This window comes from Microbacterium sp. B35-04 (assembly GCF_010634885.1).
Classification (GTDB): domain Bacteria; phylum Actinomycetota; class Actinomycetes; order Actinomycetales; family Microbacteriaceae; genus Microbacterium.
Genome location: NZ_MWLP01000034.1, coordinates 30,152 through 46,229, shown reverse-complemented (window position 1 = coordinate 46,229; position 16,078 = coordinate 30,152). Strand labels below are relative to the sequence as shown.

15 protein-coding genes are annotated in these 16,078 nt (G+C 70.1%); 6 read left to right on the top strand and 9 right to left on the bottom strand.

What is annotated here, in order from left to right; all coding sequences use genetic code 11:
* Window positions 1-23: 23 nt before the first annotated feature.
* From B1729_RS09280 to B1729_RS20595, 7 genes are all read right to left on the bottom strand, one after another.
* A complete protein-coding gene (locus B1729_RS09280; RefSeq protein WP_163632301.1) occupies window positions 24-2,228 on the bottom strand; it encodes an alpha/beta hydrolase-fold protein in 2,205 nt (734 codons plus the stop codon).
* A gap of 227 nt (window positions 2,229-2,455) precedes the next feature.
* Window positions 2,456-3,172: a nitroreductase family deazaflavin-dependent oxidoreductase gene (locus B1729_RS09275; RefSeq protein WP_163632298.1), complete on the bottom strand. Its 717-nt coding sequence runs from the start codon at window positions 3,170-3,172 to the stop codon at window positions 2,456-2,458.
* A gap of 146 nt (window positions 3,173-3,318) precedes the next feature.
* Window positions 3,319-4,209, bottom strand: a complete 891-nt coding sequence (locus tag B1729_RS09270) for a zinc-ribbon domain-containing protein (protein WP_204318892.1) — start codon at window positions 4,207-4,209, stop codon at window positions 3,319-3,321.
* Between the two features lie 28 nt (window positions 4,210-4,237).
* Entirely contained in the window at window positions 4,238-5,434 is a 1,197-nt protein-coding gene (gene dinB, locus B1729_RS09265) for a DNA polymerase IV (protein WP_163632295.1), read from the bottom strand.
* 386 nt (window positions 5,435-5,820) lie between these two features.
* On the bottom strand, window positions 5,821-7,113 hold the full coding sequence (locus B1729_RS09260; protein ID WP_163632292.1) for a cytochrome P450: 1,293 nt from the start codon (window positions 7,111-7,113) through the stop codon (window positions 5,821-5,823).
* 13 nt (window positions 7,114-7,126) lie between these two features.
* Entirely contained in the window at window positions 7,127-7,432 is a 306-nt protein-coding gene (locus tag B1729_RS09255) for a hypothetical protein (RefSeq protein ID WP_163632290.1), read from the bottom strand.
* A gap of 216 nt (window positions 7,433-7,648) precedes the next feature.
* Window positions 7,649-7,822 carry a hypothetical protein gene (locus B1729_RS20595; RefSeq protein ID WP_204260083.1) on the bottom strand — a complete coding sequence of 58 codons (174 nt, stop codon included), beginning with the start codon at window positions 7,820-7,822 and terminating at the stop codon, window positions 7,649-7,651.
* Between the two features lie 215 nt (window positions 7,823-8,037).
* On the opposite strand from B1729_RS20595, the gene B1729_RS09250 reads away from it, so the two are divergent.
* Together B1729_RS09250 and B1729_RS09245 are read left to right on the top strand one after the other, a co-directional pair.
* A complete protein-coding gene (locus B1729_RS09250) occupies window positions 8,038-9,624 on the top strand; it encodes an L-serine ammonia-lyase, iron-sulfur-dependent, subunit alpha (protein ID WP_163632289.1) in 1,587 nt (528 codons plus the stop codon).
* Between the two features lie 225 nt (window positions 9,625-9,849).
* The gene (locus B1729_RS09245) at window positions 9,850-10,305 is read left to right on the top strand and encodes an Hsp20/alpha crystallin family protein (RefSeq protein WP_163618235.1); all 456 of its coding nucleotides are present in this window, start codon (window positions 9,850-9,852) and stop codon (window positions 10,303-10,305) included.
* Window positions 10,306-10,422: 117 nt separating this feature from the next.
* Here the strand turns inward: B1729_RS09245 and B1729_RS09240 are convergent, their stop codons facing one another.
* On the bottom strand, window positions 10,423-11,007 hold the full coding sequence (locus B1729_RS09240) for a thymidine kinase (RefSeq protein WP_163632287.1): 585 nt from the start codon (window positions 11,005-11,007) through the stop codon (window positions 10,423-10,425).
* Between the two features lie 51 nt (window positions 11,008-11,058).
* On the opposite strand from B1729_RS09240, the gene B1729_RS09235 reads away from it, so the two are divergent.
* From B1729_RS09235 to B1729_RS09225, 3 genes are read left to right on the top strand one after another with little or no spacing between them, the layout of a single operon-like run.
* Window positions 11,059-12,054, top strand: coding sequence for a DUF2804 domain-containing protein (locus B1729_RS09235; RefSeq protein ID WP_163632285.1), 996 nt, complete (start codon window positions 11,059-11,061; stop codon window positions 12,052-12,054).
* 20 nt (window positions 12,055-12,074) lie between these two features.
* A complete protein-coding gene (locus B1729_RS09230; protein ID WP_163632283.1) occupies window positions 12,075-12,929 on the top strand; it encodes an ABC transporter ATP-binding protein in 855 nt (284 codons plus the stop codon).
* Window positions 12,926-13,660 (top strand): ABC transporter permease, encoded by a 735-nt coding sequence (locus B1729_RS09225; protein WP_163618239.1) that lies wholly within the window; start codon window positions 12,926-12,928, stop codon window positions 13,658-13,660. The genes B1729_RS09230 and B1729_RS09225 overlap by 4 nt, the downstream gene beginning before the upstream one ends.
* Window positions 13,661-13,783: 123 nt before the next feature.
* Here the strand turns inward: B1729_RS09225 and B1729_RS09220 are convergent, their stop codons facing one another.
* Window positions 13,784-14,224, bottom strand: coding sequence for a MarR family transcriptional regulator (locus B1729_RS09220; RefSeq protein ID WP_163618240.1), 441 nt, complete (start codon window positions 14,222-14,224; stop codon window positions 13,784-13,786).
* Between the two features lie 42 nt (window positions 14,225-14,266).
* Between B1729_RS09220 and B1729_RS09215 the strand changes: the two genes are divergently transcribed.
* Window positions 14,267-16,066, top strand: a complete 1,800-nt coding sequence (locus B1729_RS09215; RefSeq protein ID WP_163632281.1) for a DUF2207 domain-containing protein — start codon at window positions 14,267-14,269, stop codon at window positions 16,064-16,066.
* Window positions 16,067-16,078: the final 12 nt, after the last annotated feature.

Sequence of the window (16,078 nt, the reverse complement as noted above, 5' to 3'; positions counted from 1 at the left end):
CGGCCCCCGCACCTGTCGATCGGCTAGAAGAGCCGCGGCAGGAAGTCGATGAGACCCTGCCACCACACGTCGAAGCCGTGCGGTCCCGGAACGACTGTCTTGACAACCGGGATACCGTTGGCGCTCATCGACGCCTCGACGCCGTTGATCGCGTTGACGGCACCGGTGTCGACGTCGCCGGCGAACAGCGTGATCGACTTCGTGGTCGCGATGGCCGTCTGGCCTCCGGGCGTCGACGGATCGAGCGTCGCGGCGGTGAACGGCGGCGAGAACATCCCGAAGTAGCCGAACTGGCCCGGGTGGTTCACAAGCGTGCCGTGCGTGAGGAACCCGCCCCACGACAGACCCGCCATCGCGCGCTGCGCGGGGTCATCCGACACGTTGTACTGCGACTTCACCAACGGCATCACGTTGCCCGACAGCTCGTTCCAGATGTCGAAGGGCGCGCCCGAGTACCCCGGCATCACCACGACCATGGGCTTGATCTTGCCCTGGGCGTAGAGGTTGTCGAGGATCTGGCTTGCCCTGCCGATCTCGGTCCAGGCGGCGTAGTTCTGCCCGAAGCCGTGGTACAGGTACAGGACGGGATAGGGCTCGGTCCGGTTCGGGTCGTAGTCGACCGGCGTCCACACCTTGAGCTTCGAGGCGCCGAACGCCCCGTCGTAGCTGAGCGTCGCGAGCTGTCCGGTCTCGTCGGCCGGGGCGTCCGCCAGCAGCGGGGTGCGCACGCCACCCGGGACGAACAGCTGGCTCTCGATGTTCACGACATTCTTCGTGTCCTGAGGATCGTGGAACGGGACGCCGTTCACCTCGTAGCGCCAGTAGTAGTAGCCGTCGATCGGTCCGATCGTCGTGCGCCAGCGGTCGCCCTCCTTGGTGAGCGGAATGCGGAGCCACTGCCCGTTCGGAGCCCAGTCGCCCCACAGCACGACGTCTTCGGCGTCGGCCCACTGAGTGCCGGTCTCGAAGGTCACCATGCCGTTCTCGTCGATGTTCGGGGTCGTGATGCTCCCCGCGCCGGGCGCGGTGTAGGGCTCGGTGAGCGGTCGATGACCCTCGCTGACACCGTGGTCCTCGACGCTCGGCTTGAAGGCACGCGATGCGAAGTCGCGCAGGTTCTCACGCCAGGTGTCCCAGACCCCGCCGGTCTCGGGGTGCACGCCGTCGAACTCGAGCCGAACACCCGCCTGCTGAAGTGCGGTCATGGCCTGGTAGGTGCCGTTGTAGTTCGGGTCCAGTGTGTTGCCGACGTAGAAGCGCAGCAGATCGGTCTTGGCATTGATCTTGCGAGCAAGATCGGCAGTGACCGCGGTGCTGTCGGACAGGTAGCCAGACAGGGAGCCGACCGAACCGAAGACGCCGGGCTCGGTGGCGGCGAGTTCGAGAGCCTGCGACGCGCCGCGCCCTATGCCGGCGATCGCGGTCTCCTTCACCTTGCTCGACACGTTGTACGCGGACTTGACGGCGGGCGCGATCCCGTCCAGGAGTTCCGTCCCCGGGTTCGCATCACCGGCGTCGGCCATCACGACGACCATCGAGGTCGAGTCGCCGTCCACCGCGAGGTTGTCGAGGACCTGGCGCGCGCGGCCGAGTTCGAGCCATTCGCGGAAGGACTGGCCCTGGTCGGAGAGCAGGTAGAGCACGGGGAGTGCCTGCGCTGTCTTGGTGGTGTACCCCGGCGGGGTCCACACAGCCACCGACCGCTCGGACTCGGTCACGGGCGACTGGTACGTGAGCTCGGCGACGGAACCGCCGCCCGCGGCGACGTCATCCATCCACGCGACTTCGGGCCCGGGGATGAAGAGGGTGTTCCAGTCGGGGTGCGAGGTGACTTCGACAGGGGTGTCGGAGCTGCGGAAAGGGACCCTCGATCGGTCGGCCATGGTGGCGACGTACTGGTAGTGGTACAGGCCGGGCTGGAGCGGGCCGATGTTGGCGGCGCAGTTCGAGCCGCTCGCGTCGAGCCCCATCCGCGCCCAGGTCTTGGACGGTCCGAAATCGCCCTCGATCTCAGCGCCGGCACCCGTCGAGTTGCCGCAGGCGTTCGACGGAACACTCGACTTGGGAACCGTGAAGCGGTGATAGATCCCCGACTGCGACTCCCACGGATCAGGAGCGGCTGCGGCGGGGGCCGCCGTCAGCGCTACCAGCGACGCAGCGAGAACGAGCCCCGTCGCTGCCCGAGCTCGTAGGCCACGCGGCCACCGCACCCCGGTTTCATTCTTCATAGAACAGCCTTTCTTCGAAGGATGCAGCGGCAACCCTGCACGCGCTGCTCGGCGCACGCGCTCCCCGCGAGCAGCCGTCTGTGGCTGACTCGGCGGGTTAGTACACCGGTGTAGTACGAGTGAAGCTACACCGGTGTACTACAACGTTGCAATAGTCGATTCGGCGCGTCCCTCAGACCGTCGCGTGACCGGGGTGCCGCCAGGAATTGCCGGTGAGGGGCGACAGGTCAGCTGTGCGAACGCCGGAGGAGGATCGCGGCCGGCATCTGCTTCACGACGGGGCGGAACAATCGCTCGGCCAGGGCTTCGGCCTCGGCGGGTTCGATGATGCGAGGCGAAGTCGTCGAGTGCACGGCGCCCTTCCAGGTGAGGTCTGCGCTCCCCGCGGCGACGACGTTGGCTGCCCAGTTCGTCCTCGGTCCCCACGGCAGACCGATCAGGACGACGTTCGGATCCAACGTCGGCACCACTGCGACCGGGGTCGCATAGTCTGTCCCGCTTTTGCGTCCACGGTGGTGGACGACCGCGAACAGCGGGAACGCGCGTCGCCCGGCCAAGGCTTTCGCGATCGGTTCGGTCGCCTTCACGAGACTCCGCGGCGGGCCGGAACCGCCCTTCGTCGGCCGCAGGCCCAGGAGACCTCTGCCTCCGGCCAGCACATCGCCGAAGTGATACGAGACCGCGATCGCCATGGCGACGGCACCGACGGCTGCTCCGACGGCTTCGGCCGGTGAGCGAACACCGCGACGCAGGAGCAGCACGCCTGCGATCGCGTTCGCCGCGCTCCAGCCGACATTGACCGGTGGAGATGACATCCCCACACCCGGAGGATCGCCGAACGGGCTGGGGAACGGCCGACCCTGAACACCGCTCACGCCGTGCGGAACGGCGTTGACCAGCAACGCGGCACCGACTCCGCTCCGAACGACCGTCAAGATCGACACGCGCCCACCCTATGACGAATCCGCAGCCGGATCATCCGCTCGTCGGAGCGCGCGCCCACGTGGATTCTCCGACAGACGCCCGCAGCCGGGTGTTCACGCCGCAGCTTCATGGATGTGAACAACCGATAGAGCCCACGCGGCGGGTGTCACCAGGCGAGGTACGGGTCGACGAGCAGCGGACCGCGGATGTCCCGCAGCGTGTCGACGAGGCGGTCGAGCCCCTTCCGGTTCCAGGTCGCCAGCTGCAGGTCGTGGCGGCCGAGTGGTTCGAGCTTGCCGGTGCGGATCCGGACGACCTCCCACTTCGCCGCGCGCAGCGCGCGGTCCTTGCGACGGTCGGCGTCCTCGCGCTTGCCGACGTGCTCGAGGCCGTGCCGGCCGGTGCTGTCGTACTCGATGGCGACGCGCAGTTCGGGAAGCAGGATGTCGGGCCACACCTCCACGTGATCGAAGAACGGTCGCGCGACCCGTACCGCGTTGAACCCCGGCGTCACCGAAAGGCGTGCGAACAGGTCGGCGCGCAGCTGGGCTTCGATCGCCGACGCAGGCTTCGGCGCACACTCCGAGTGGAACGGCTCGCCGACGGGCAGGTCGGGCGTCTTCGCGCACACGCGCTGCTTCCGCTTCGGCATCCTCTGCCGGAGAACGGCACGGTCGACCGGGTTCGAGATCGCGGCGGGCACCGGGGCGCCGGGTGCCGCGACCACGTCCCGCATCGGGAGAGCCCGGGCGGGCCGGGCGAGGTCCGCGCAGTCCGGACACCAGGCGGAGCGGCGGCGCTCGCGGCCGGGGCGGTTGCGCTGTTCGTCGGGGGTGGCCGCGAACTTGTGGCCCGCTTCGCATTGCCACAGCAGCAGCACGTCGGCGGCTGGGGGGACCTGGCTCAGGACGATGCCGGCGTTGAGCTCGGGGTGATACTGGCGGATGAGCGCGGGAAACGGCGCCCACGCCTCCCGGTAGCTCCCGACCGGGTACGGAACCGCCGCGCCCTTGGAGAACTGGCGGCGGGCCCACCACAATTCGACACGCTCCGCCATGCCAGCAGGGTATTCGCGGCCGGCGACATCACTCGTGCTCCGGCAGCAGCGGCGTCGACCAGCCTGGATCGCGACCGAGCTGCGCGGCTCGTGAGACCGACGTCGCACCGAAGCGATCGCGCACGGCATCAAGCACGGTGTCGAGGCGCTCGCCGTCCTCCCAGTCGATGGGCAGCTCGGGCTGGATGCTGTCGGCGCGCCCCAGCTGCGACAGCGAGATGCCGATCAAAGTGATGCCGCGTTCGGCGATCTCCGGCTGCGCGGACGCGAGCAGCGAGCGTGCGACGCCGAGCAGCACCGAGGTGCGGTCCGTCGGGAAGCGCACCGTGCGCGAGCGAGTGGCCTTCGCGTAGTCGCCGTACCGGAGGCGCAGCACGACCGTGCGGCAGACCCGGTCGCGCTCGCGCAGGCGGCGCGCAAGCCGGTCGACGATCTGCGTGAGGAAGAGGTCGAGCTCTTCGGCCGAGCGAGGGTGGTTGCCCAGGGCGCGTTGAGAGCCGATCGACCCCCGGCGGCGCGTCGTGTCGACCGGGCGCGGGTCCCGCAGGCGGGCCAGCGCATGCAGGTGCGCGCCGGCCGCCCTCCCGAGCAGCCTCTCGGCGGTCGCCGCTTCGAGCTCGGCCAACTCGCCGACGGTATGGATGCCGAGCCGGTGCAGCTTCTCGGCGGTCACCGCGCCGACTCCCCACAGCCGTTCGACGGGCAGCGGAAGCAGGAACGCCTGCTCCCGCTCCGGCTCGACCACCAACAACCCGTCGGGCTTGCTCACCGCGCTGGCGACCTTGGCGAGGAACTTGGTGCGGGCCACCCCGACCGAGATCGCGAGTCCGACCTCGGCGCGCACCCGCGCACGCAGTCCCACCGCGATCTGCTCGGGCGAGCCCGCGATGCGCCGGAGCCCGCCGACCTCGAGAAACGCCCCGTCGATGGAGAGACCTTCGACGAGCGGGGTCGTGTCCCGGAAGATCGCGAACACGTCGCGACTGGCCGCAGAGTAGGCGTCCATTCGCGGCGGGACGATCACGGCATCCGGGCAGAGCTCGCGTGCCTGCCGGCCGCCCATCGCGGTGCGCACGCCGCGGGCCTTCGCCTCGTAGCTCGCCGCCAGCACCACGCCGCCGCCCACGATGACCGGCCGGCCGCGCAGCGCGGGCGCGTCACGCTGCTCGACCGAGGCGTAGAAGGCGTCCAGATCGGCGTGCAGCACGGTCGCCTCGCCCCGCATCCCGCCCTCCCCGCCGATCGTCCCTCGTGCGGATCATCGCACCAACCGGCGACACCACAACTCGTGGGGCAGGTCAAGCCCCAAGACGGTCGCGGGCGCAGCGGATATCCCTGTTCCAGAGACAAACCGCCACTGCTTGAGGTGAGCAGCCATGATCACATTCGAATCCGCTCTCCGCTCCATCGGAGCCACCCTGAGGAAGCTCTTCGACCGCCGGCGCCCGCGGCGAACCACCTGGAAGGCGACGCTGGCCGACGTCCGCCGCGCTGAAGATCATCACTTCCCGTTGACCTGAATACCCCTGCGGGGCGCCGCCCGGACGCCGCGCGGTGCGTCAGTCGTCGGTCGGGTCGGTGATCACGCCGGGGCGGATGCCTCACCCGCCGTCAGTGGACCGGGCAGCGTGACGGCGTTCCGCTCGCCCGCACGCGCGCTCCCGACTTCGGCATCGTGGGAAGCCGGCGGCGGTTCACGGTGAGGCCGGAGTCCAAAACGGTCAGCCCCGGGTCGCTCAGCACGGCGATCGCCGTCGCGAGGCTGGAGATCGCGATCTTCTCGCCCGGGCAGCGGTGGCCGGTCGCCACGTCGCCGCCGCCGTGCGGGATGAAGGCTGTCAGCGCCTCATAGTCTTCGACGCCGCGGAAGCGCTCGGGGTCGAAAGTGGCCGCGTTCTCCCACGAACGGGCGTCTGTGTCGGTGCCGAGGATGTCGAGCATCACGCGCCCGCCGGCGGCGAGGTGCTGCCCGTCGAGTTCGACGTCCTGGGTCGCCCATCCGGGGAGCATCGGCACGAAGGGTGCGGTGCGCCGGATCTCCTGGGCGAACGTGATCGCGAGCGGACCTCCCACCAGGGCCTTCCGCTCCGACGTCTCGGCGGAGATGCGCTCCCGCCATTCGGGCCGGTCGTGCAGCTCCTTCGCGGCGAAGGCGACGAAGCGTGCGACGGCGATCGTCGGGCGGATCGTGTTCTGAAGCTCGACTCCGGCGACCTGCGCGGGCAGCAGTTCGCCGGCGGGATCGCGGTGCCAGGCCCAGGAATGAAGGGCCGTGCCCTCCCGGGCGGCGAGGTCACCGGCGCGCACCGCGTCGATGAGGCGCCGCGCATGCCGGTCCGACCAGATTCGATTGCCGACCGCCGCGAGGTAGGCGGGCGAGTAGGGCGCACCGAAGCCGTCGACGATCTGCGCCAGGCGCGCCGACCAGCGGGTCTTCGCCGCGGGCGTGCCCGGCAGTCCGGCCCACGTCATGATCGCCCGACCCAGCGCGCCGACGGCCGCGTCGTAGGCCGTGCGGTGGCCGCCGTCCAGCCATGCGTCGAGCTCGTGGCGCCACTCCCGCTCGAGCAGCGGCTGCAGGCGTTCGACCTCGGCATCCTCGTAGGCGACGTCCACGAACGTCGCCTTCCGGTGGCGGTGCTCGTCGCCGTCGAGACTGTGCACCGCACCGTGTCCGAACAGCGTCTCCTGCACGATCGCGGGCATCGCACCGTGGCGGGCGATCCGCGTCTCGTCGTAGAACAGCTCCACCGCCACCGTGCCTCGCACGAGGAGTGCGTCCCGGCCCAGCAATCGCAGGGGGGCGGATCTCGCGCCGTCGCGGACGCGCCGCCAGACGCGCTCGCCGAAGTCGTAGCCGTGGACGAGGACGGAGAGCGACTCGTCGGCGAGCGGACGCCTCATCGCGGCGGCCGCATCAGCGGCGCTCGGGCTTCATCGGCGGACGATGCGGGATCGGTATCGGCCGGGTGGTGCCCGAGCTGCGGCGACCGTGGCGGATCAGGTCGCGCAGCACCGCGTCGGCGGTGCCGTAGCGGGTGGGCAGACCGACCGGGTGCAGCCAGAGCACGTCGACGCCTTCCAGTGGGGCCTGGCTGACGCAGGCGACGAGGCTTCTGGCGTCGGTCGTGGGGAGATGCGCGTCGCGGATGATCCACGTCGACTGATCCACGCGCTGCAGGTCGTACCGTCGTCCTGTCGGACGAACCTGGGGTTCGAGCATCACCATCGTTCGCTCACCTCTCTAGTCCGGTGGCCGACCACGGCGATGCGGATATCGCTGTTCTCATTTCGGTGCCTCCACGCTGATGCAGCGAGTCGATTCTTACCGAGGACGAGCCAGGCGCTATCGGGGTTGACAAACGACGCCCAAGGCCTACGGAACCGGACCGGAGTCTCCCGCGGGCGACGATCGCCCCGCTGTCCGCACCGCGGTGGGCTACTCCCGGCGGTCGCTGTCGATCCGCTGCGCCGCGATGGGAAGGGCCACCGCCAGTGAGATGCACAGCACTCCGGCGACGAACACCAGGGCGGGCAGGAAGGGGGCCGCGAAGGCCGAGCCCACCAGGTACATGCCGCCCAGGAGCAGGATGAGGTAAAGAACGAAGAGCATCGCGCACCCTCTCTCGTGCCGCCTCCGTCGCGTCCGCGCGGGGCTGTTAACTGCCTATCGCACCATCGCCGGACGCGCCAGGGGCAGCGATCGATCCGCCGGCGCAGCGCGCGCGTCACATTGCACCGCAGATTCGCGCGGGTCGAGGCATCCTGCCGCTCACGACTCGGTAACGGGATGCAGATCGCACCGGCCACGGCGTTAGCCTGGTGGCGATGAACGCCTACGTCTCGGCGTTCGAGCTGTTCTCCATCGGCGTAGGACCCTCGAGCTCCCACACGGTCGGACCCATGCGGGCCGCCCACGACTTCGTCGTCCGCCTGCGCGAGACCGGCGTGCTGCCCCACGTCGGACGGGCGACCTGCACCCTGTACGGCTCGCTCGGCGCCACCGGCATCGGCCACGGCACGCCGGATGCGGTCGTCGCCGGACTGCGAGGGCTCGAGCCCGAGACGGTGGACCCGGATGCCGTGCGCTCGGCGTGGAGCGCCTGGCCCGACGGGCAGTCGCTCGAGCTCGCCGGCGTCCAGGCCGTGCGCTTCGAACGCGGCGACGTCGTCTTCGCACCGCGCACGCGGCTCCCCGGCCACCCGAACGCCATGACGCTCGAAGCGTGGGCCTCGCCCGCCGATGGGCCGGATCGCGCGGTGACGGCGGCAGGCGTGCGCGTGACCGGATCGTCGTCGGTGACGGCTGTCGCCCCTGCTACGGATGCCGGACTCCTCGCCCGCGAGACCTACTACTCCGTCGGCGGCGGATTCATCCGCCGTGAGGGCGACCCGTCGACGGGAGCGGGCGCGGGCGCGTTTCCCCTCGATTTCTCGAGCGCCGAGGAGCTGCTGGCGCTGTGCGATGAGCGCGGCATCACCATCGCCGAGGCGGCACGCCTCAACGAGGAGGCCCGACGACCCGACGAGCAGATCGCCGCGGGCCTGGACACCATCTGGGATGCGATGGCGGCGTGCGTCGAGGCGGGCCTCGTCTCGGGTGGCGTGCTTCCCGGGATGCTCGGCGTCAAGCGCCGTGCGGCCTCGATCCGCGCGCAGCTCGAGGCTGCGGAGGCCGACGGCCGTCGTGAGCTGCCGGGGGAGTGGCTGGGTGCTTTCGCGCTCGCCGTCAACGAGGAGAACGCCGCGGGCGGCCGGGTCGTCACCGCACCCACCAACGGCGCTGCCGGCATCGTGCCCGCGGTGGCCATGTACTGGTGGCGTTTCCTCGCCGACTCCGGGCTCGGTGCGGGCAACGCGGTCACCCCGTACGGCGAGCTCGTGGGCAGTGCGCTGCTCGGGTACCCCGGCCGCGGCTCGGATGCTGCCGAGCCGGCCCAGTGGAACGACGAGCAGAGGGCTGAGGCGAACCGTCGCCGCGGCATCCGTCGCTTCCTCCTCACGGCGACCGCGCTGGGTTCGCTGTTCAAGGCCAACGCGTCGATCTCGGGAGCCGAGGGCGGATGCCAGGCCGAGGTCGGCTCGGCCTGCGCGATGGCGGCCGGGGGACTGACCGCGGTCATGGGCGGAACGAACCGGCAGATCGAGAACGCGGCCGAGATCGCGATGGAGCACCACCTCGGGCTGACATGCGACCCGGTCGGCGGCCTCGTGCAGATCCCGTGCATCGAACGAAACGCGATCGCGGCATCGACAGCGGTGACGGCCGCCCGGCTGGCGCTGCGCGGCGACGGGTCGCACTACGTCTCGCTGGACGCAGTGGTCGAGACCATGCGGCAGACCGGCATCGACATGTCGCACAAGTACAAGGAGACGAGCGAGGGCGGTCTCGCGGTCAACGTCATCGAGTGCTGACAACCGTTTGGGCGTTTCGTCTCGCTTCGCTCGCTCGACGACCGGTCGTTGAGCGAGCGGGGAACGTGGTCGTTGAGCGAGCTTGCGAGTCGGAACGCAGAGACGAAACGGGGCCGTGTTCGTTCTGAGCGAACGGTCCGACTCTTAGCACTCTCCTATGCCGAGTGCTAATCTGTATGTAGTTGAGCCGGGTGGGCTCAACTCCAAGACAGAGAGGAGATTCCCATGGCCACCTACGACCCGTTCCGCGACCTCGACCGCCTGGCGTCGAGTCTCTTCGAGCAGCGGCGCGGCCCACGGCGGATGCCGATGGACCTGTACCGCGACGGCGACCACTACGTGCTGACCGCCGACCTGCCCGGCATCGACCCGGGCTCGGTCGACATCGACGTCGACGGCCAGCTGCTGACGATCCGCGCCGAGCGCACGCTGCACAGCGGCGATGACGTCAAGTGGATCACCCGCGAGCGCGAGGCTGCCAGCTTCCTGCGCCAGCTCAACCTCGGCCAGGGCATCGACACCGAGCGCATCTCGGCCAACTACAACAACGGCGTGCTGAGTGTGACGATCCCGGTGAGCGAGAAGGCCAAGCCGCGCAAGATCGAGGTGATGTCCGAGGGCGGTGCGCCGACGATCCAGGCGCACGAGTCCGACGACGCTCCGCAGCCGATCGAGCAGTAGTCGCGCGCGGTTCCGAAGAGAGCAGCTCCGCCGAGAACAGCTCCGCAGAGAGCAGTTCCGCAGAGAACGACGGATGCCTCGTCCCGGCCGGGACGAGGCATCCGTCGTTCTGCGAGGTCAGGACTGCGTGGCGCCCGTGAAGTGGCGGCGGCAGCGCGCCTGATACGACTCGATCCCACCGATCTGCTCGGTCGTCGGCGTGAGCGGGTCGCCGGCACCGCTGGACGAGAGCCGCTGATGGAACGCGGCATCCTCTCCGCACACCGCGCACACGGCCGTGAGCTTGAGCACGTCCTCGGCGATCGCCATGAGCGCCGGCAGCGGCTCGAAGGGTCGACCGTCGAACGTGACGCAGAGGCCCGAGACCACGACGTCCACCCCCTCGGCGACCAGAGCACCCACGGCGGCGACGAGGCCCGGCCCGAAGAACTGCGCCTCGTCGATCGCGACGAGGTCGAGTTCGCGGCCCTGAACCGAAGCGACCAGCGTCTCGACGTCGGGCACCGACCGCGACGGCACGCTGAGTCCGGAGTGGGAGCTCACCTGTCCCTCGCCGCGGCGATGGTCCAGCGCATGACTGAAGACGTCGACCGACAGGCCGGCGATGCGCGCGCGACGGACGCGACGCAGCAGCTCTTCGGACTTGCCCGCGAACATGGGACCGGCGACGACCTGCAGCCTCGCCTGGGTGCGCGTGTGCATGGCGCCCAGACTACGTCCGCCTAGGATCGAACGACCCTGGAAGGAGCCGCGATGACCGAGCGCGAGCTGACGGCCCCCGTGGCGCTGACCCGGCCGAACGGTCGCGTCAACCCGGACGCGATCGGCTGGGCGCGCCAGCCCCTCGTCGACACGTCGGGCATCGGGCGCGGCCGCGGGCGCAACAAGCGGTGGGAGTACTGGAACGTCACCACGCCGACGCACATCCTCGCGCTCACGGTGTCGTCGATCGACTACGCAGCCGTGCACGAGGTGTGGGTGTTCGACCGGGCGACCGAGCGCACGTGGGGCAAGGGGGCGACCGTCATCCCGGCGCGGAACTTCGAGCTGCCCGCCGGCGTCGAGAGCGGTCCCGCCCGCGCACGCGCGAAGGACCTCGAGATCGAGGTCCTTGCCGAGGAGGGCGGCACACGGCTGCGCGCCCGGATTCCGGATGCCTCGTTCGACGTCTTCGCCTCGCTGCCTGCCGACCACGAGCGCCTGGCCGTCGTGGTGCCGTGGAGCGCAACGCGCTTCCAGTACACCGTCAAGGACGTCGCGCGTCCTGCCTCGGGATCAGTGACCGTGGACGGCATCACGCACGACGTGCCGGCAGGGGATTCGTGGGCGGTGCTGGACCACGGTCGGGGGCGCTGGCCCTACGACATCCGCTGGAACTGGGGCGCGGGCTCCGGGACCTCGGGCGGGCGCACCATCGGCATCCAGGTGGGCGGCCGCTGGACAGAGGGCACGGGCTCCACCGAGAACGCCGTGCTGGTCGACGGGCGGCTGCACAAGATCCACGACGAGCTGGAGTGGGACTACGACATCGCCGAGTGGCGCAGACCGTGGCGCCTCACCGGCGGCGGGCTCGCAGCATCCTTCACGCCCTTCTACGACAAGGTGACCCGCACGAATCTCGGCGTGGTCGCCTCGCGCACCGACCAGTGCTTCGGTCATTGGGCGGGCACCTTCGCCGTGCCCGGCGGCGACGTCGTGAGGTTCGACGGCATCCTGGGCTGGGCAGAGGAGGTCCACAACCGCTGGTGACGCGGGTCTAACCTGAGCGCATGGATGCCGTCAGCGTGCGTGATCTCCATGTGCGGCGCGGGAAGACCGAGGTCTTCACGGCGCTCGACCTCGACATCCCGCGCGGGCAGATCACCGGGCTGATGGGGCCGTCCGGGTGCGGCAAGACGACGCTGATGCGCGCGATCGTGGGCGTGCAGAAGATCGCGGGCGGCACCGTGACCGTGCTCGGCGAGCCGGGCGGGTCGAGCGCGCTGCGGCGGCGGGTGGCGTACGACACGCAGGCGGCGTCGGTGTACGGCGACCTCACGATCGAGCAGAACCTGCGGTACTTCGCGCGCCTCGTCGGCGCGCCGCGCAGCGACGTCGACCGGGTCATCGAGCAGGTGGGGCTCGCCGACCAGCGCGATCAGACCATCGACTCCCTGAGCGGCGGGCAGGAGAGCCGCGTCTCGCTCGCGGTCGCGATGCTCGGTGCCCCCGAACTGCTCGTCCTCGACGAGCCGACGGTGGGGCTCGACCCGGTGCTGCGCGCCGAGCTGTGGGAGGTCTTCCGCGCTCTCGCGGACGCGGGCGCGACGCTCGTCGTCTCGAGCCACGTCATGGACGAGGCGCTGCGCTGCGACCGCCTCGTGCTCATGCGGGTGGGTCGTGTCGTCGCCGACACGACGCCGGCGGGCCTGCTCGCAGACACCGGGACGACGGATCCGGATGCCGCGTTCCTCGCGCTCATCGAACGCGACGCCCTTCGACAAGCTCAGGGACCCGACGGGGCTCAGGGACCGGACGGGGCTCAGGAACCGCACCCGCTCACCCGCCGCGAGGCGCGGGAGCAGGCGCAGCATCCTCACGTGCCTGCGCAGGAGCCCCCCACGGATCAGGGGAGCGGCTCGTGAACGGCATGCTCACCTTCGCGACCGCCGGGCGGGTGCTCCGCCAGCTCAGCCACGACCCGCGTTCGATCGCCCTGATGCTCGTCGCGCCGAGCATCCTCGTCGGGCTGTTCGCGTGGCTGTTCAGCGAACAGGAGGGCGTGTTCGACCAGTTCGGCGGTCCGATCCTCGCGCTCTTCCCCTTCATCGTGATGTTCCTCATCACCTCCATCACGACGCTCCGCGAGCGCCGGTCGGGCACCCTCGAGCGGCTCATGACGACCCCGATCGCCAAGGCCGACTTCATCCTCGGCTACGGTCTCGCGTTCGCCCTGATGGCGACGCTGCAGGCCGTCATCACCGTCACCTTCGCGGTGTGGGTGTGCGGGCTCGATGTCGACGGACCGCTGTGGCAGCTGGGCCTGGTGGCCGTCGTCGATGCGATCCTCGGCAGCGCGCTGGGACTCCTCGCCAGCGCCTTCGCGCGGACCGAGTTCCAGGCCGTGCAGTTCATGCCGCTGATCGTGTTCCCGCAGATCATCCTCGGCGGCCTGTTCATGCCGCGCGAAGACATGCCCGAGGCGCTGTACCAGATCTCGAAGGTGCTGCCCCTGAGCTATGCCATCGACACGATCAACGCGGTGACCGCGGGCGACGAGGGGTGGGATGTCTTCGGACCGCTCCTCGTGGTGGTCGCCTTCGCCGCGGGAGCGCTGATCCTCGCGTCGCTCACGCTCCGGCGGCGCACCCCGTGAGGAGGCCGGAGCCACCGGTCGTTGAGCGGGCGAGGACGAGCGAGACGAAACGCAGCGAGCCGACGTGCGACGCCGGCTGGGGCGTTTCGTCTCGCCGCGCTCGCTCAACGACCGAGCTGGGAGTCAGCAGTCGGGCTGCGGCTTGCGGAGCTTGGCAGTGAGCTCGCGCAGCTGAGCGAGCTCCTCGTCGGACAGCAGCGACATCCGCTCGGCGATGGCCCGGCCGTGCGCACTGGCGATGCGGCGGAACAGCGACGCCCCGGCATCCGTCGCGTGCACGAGCGCCCCGCGACCGTCGTCGGGGTCCGCGCATTTGGTGAGCAGCCCACGCGCCACCATGCGGTCGACGAGACGCGACACACTGGGCTGGCTGATGAGCATGTTGGCGGTCACGTCGCGGAGGCGCGCGGTGAGATCGTCGGAGCGCGTGACGGTGAGGAGGACGTCGTACTCGGCCTGGCTCAGCATCTCGTCGTCGAAGTCGCCGTTGATGTCGCCGAACACCTCGTGCTGGGCACGGAAGAGGCTCTCCCAGGCGTCGATGGCGAGACGGCGGTCGGTCATACCGTCAAGAGTAGGGCAGGCTGCGGACCCTAGGCTGGCGGCATGTCGTCATCCTCCATCGCGTCGTGGCGCTCGCGTCGTCTCGGCGTCGTGGGCCTGCTGCTCGCTCTTTTCGCGGGCCTGCTGCTCACGGTCGTCGTCGCTCCTCCCGCCCGTGCGGATGTCGAGGACTTCTCGTTCGAGAGCCTCGATGTCAAGTACCAGCTGGGCCGCGCGGAGGACGGCACGAGCACGCTCACCGTCGTGGAGACGTTCGTCGCGATCTTCCCCGAGTTCGACCAGAACCGCGGCATGCGCCGCGCCATCCCCGACAGCTACCAGGGTGCGCCGCTCGACCCGCAGCTGGTCTCTCTCACCGACGAGAACGGTGCACCGCGCGAGGCCGAGACCGAGACGGAGGACGGACTCTTCCTGATGACCTCGCGTGCCGGCGACTTCGTCCACGGCCGCCAGACCTACGTGTTCACCTACACGCTCGAGAACGTCACGCGGTACTTCGCCGACACCGGGTCGGACGAGTTCTACTGGGATGTGAACGGCACGGCGTGGCCGCAGCCGTTCGGGCGCGTCACCGCCCGCGTCACGATGTCCGACGAGCTGGATGCCGCGCGCACCGGTGGTCTGGCCTGCTACGCGGGCTACCAGGACGACACCCGCAGGTGCGACGTCTCGGAGGTCGACGGTGCGGTCGCGGCATCCGTCTCGGACGTGCAGCCGTACCAGACGATGACCATTGCGATCGGGTTCGAGCCCGAGACCTTCACCGAATTCGACACGTCGTACCTCGCCTCGCCGTGGGGCTGGCTGCAGGGACTGGTGGCGTTGCTGGGCCTCGGCACCGCGGTGATCCTCGCGGCCCGCACGCGCGCGCGGCACCTCCGGGACGAACCCGGCCGGCCCGTGATCATCGCCGAGTTCACCCCGCCGCGCGGCATCGACGCGCTCGAGAGCGCGGTGCTCCTCGGTCACACGACGAAGGCGATCCCCGCCGAGGTGCTCGAGCAGGCCGTGGTGGGCAGCATCCGCATCGAAGAGGGCCCGGCGAAGATGTTCGGCGGCACCCGTCTGAAGGCCGTGCTCGTCGACCCGTCGCTGGCAGACGGAGATGGACGGATGCTTCTTCCCGGCCTCTTCCCGAACGGCGTAGCGGGCGAGGAGTTCGAGTTCGGGCGCACCGACACCCGGTTCTCGTCGACGGCGCAGACGGTGCTCAAGGCGGCGACATCGGAACTGTCGACGCGCGGACTCCGCCGGACGGTCCCGGCGAGTGCGAGAGCGTGGCCGGTGGCGATCGCGATCGTCTCGGCGGTGCTGGTGCTGCTGTTCGGCATCGCGGCGATGGTGGCCTGGGTGACGCCGCTCGTGCCCATCCTGCTGATCGTCGGTGCCTTCGTCGTCGTCGTGGTCGTGGGCGGAATGGTGTCGCGCAAGCCGCTTACCGCCGCCGGCGCCGAAGTGCGCGACCACCTGCACGGCCTGAAGCAGTTCATCGAATGGGCGGAGGCTGACCGCATCCGCATGCTGCAGTCGCCGCAGGGCGCCGAGCGGGTGCCGGTCGACATTTCCGACCCGCGGGTGAAGCTGAAGCTGTACGAGAAGCTCCTGCCGTACGCGGTCGTGTTCGGCCAGGAGAAGAAGTGGGCCGACGAGCTCGCCGTGCTCTACGGCGAAGGCAACTCACCCGGCTGGTACGCGGGCTCGACGGGGTTCAACGCCGCGGCGTTCTCGGCCGGCATCTCGACGCTGTCGTCGTCGGCCTCGGCATCCTCGTCGTCGGGCGGTTCGTCGGGCGGCGGCTCCGCCGGCGGTGGTGGTGGCGGCGGAGGCGGCGGCGGCGTGTGACGCCTGCCGGTT

Coding starts and splice junctions, on each gene's coding strand:
- B1729_RS09280 (WP_163632301.1), bottom strand. CDS start 2,228: ATGAAGAATGAAACCGGGGTGCGGTGGCCGCGTGGCCTACGAGCTCGG.
- B1729_RS09270 (WP_204318892.1), bottom strand. CDS start 4,209: ATGGCGGAGCGTGTCGAATTGTGGTGGGCCCGCCGCCAGTTCTCCAAG.
- dinB (WP_163632295.1), bottom strand. CDS start 5,434: ATGCGGGGCGAGGCGACCGTGCTGCACGCCGATCTGGACGCCTTCTAC.
- B1729_RS09260 (WP_163632292.1), bottom strand. CDS start 7,113: ATGAGGCGTCCGCTCGCCGACGAGTCGCTCTCCGTCCTCGTCCACGGC.
- B1729_RS09255 (WP_163632290.1), bottom strand. CDS start 7,432: ATGCTCGAACCCCAGGTTCGTCCGACAGGACGACGGTACGACCTGCAG.
- B1729_RS20595 (WP_204260083.1), bottom strand. CDS start 7,822: ATGCTCTTCGTTCTTTACCTCATCCTGCTCCTGGGCGGCATGTACCTG.
- B1729_RS09250 (WP_163632289.1), top strand. CDS start 8,038: ATGAACGCCTACGTCTCGGCGTTCGAGCTGTTCTCCATCGGCGTAGGA.
- B1729_RS09245 (WP_163618235.1), top strand. CDS start 9,850: ATGGCCACCTACGACCCGTTCCGCGACCTCGACCGCCTGGCGTCGAGT.
- B1729_RS09240 (WP_163632287.1), bottom strand. CDS start 11,007: ATGCACACGCGCACCCAGGCGAGGCTGCAGGTCGTCGCCGGTCCCATG.
- B1729_RS09235 (WP_163632285.1), top strand. CDS start 11,059: ATGACCGAGCGCGAGCTGACGGCCCCCGTGGCGCTGACCCGGCCGAAC.
- B1729_RS09230 (WP_163632283.1), top strand. CDS start 12,075: ATGGATGCCGTCAGCGTGCGTGATCTCCATGTGCGGCGCGGGAAGACC.
- B1729_RS09220 (WP_163618240.1), bottom strand. CDS start 14,224: ATGACCGACCGCCGTCTCGCCATCGACGCCTGGGAGAGCCTCTTCCGT.
- B1729_RS09215 (WP_163632281.1), top strand. CDS start 14,267: ATGTCGTCATCCTCCATCGCGTCGTGGCGCTCGCGTCGTCTCGGCGTC.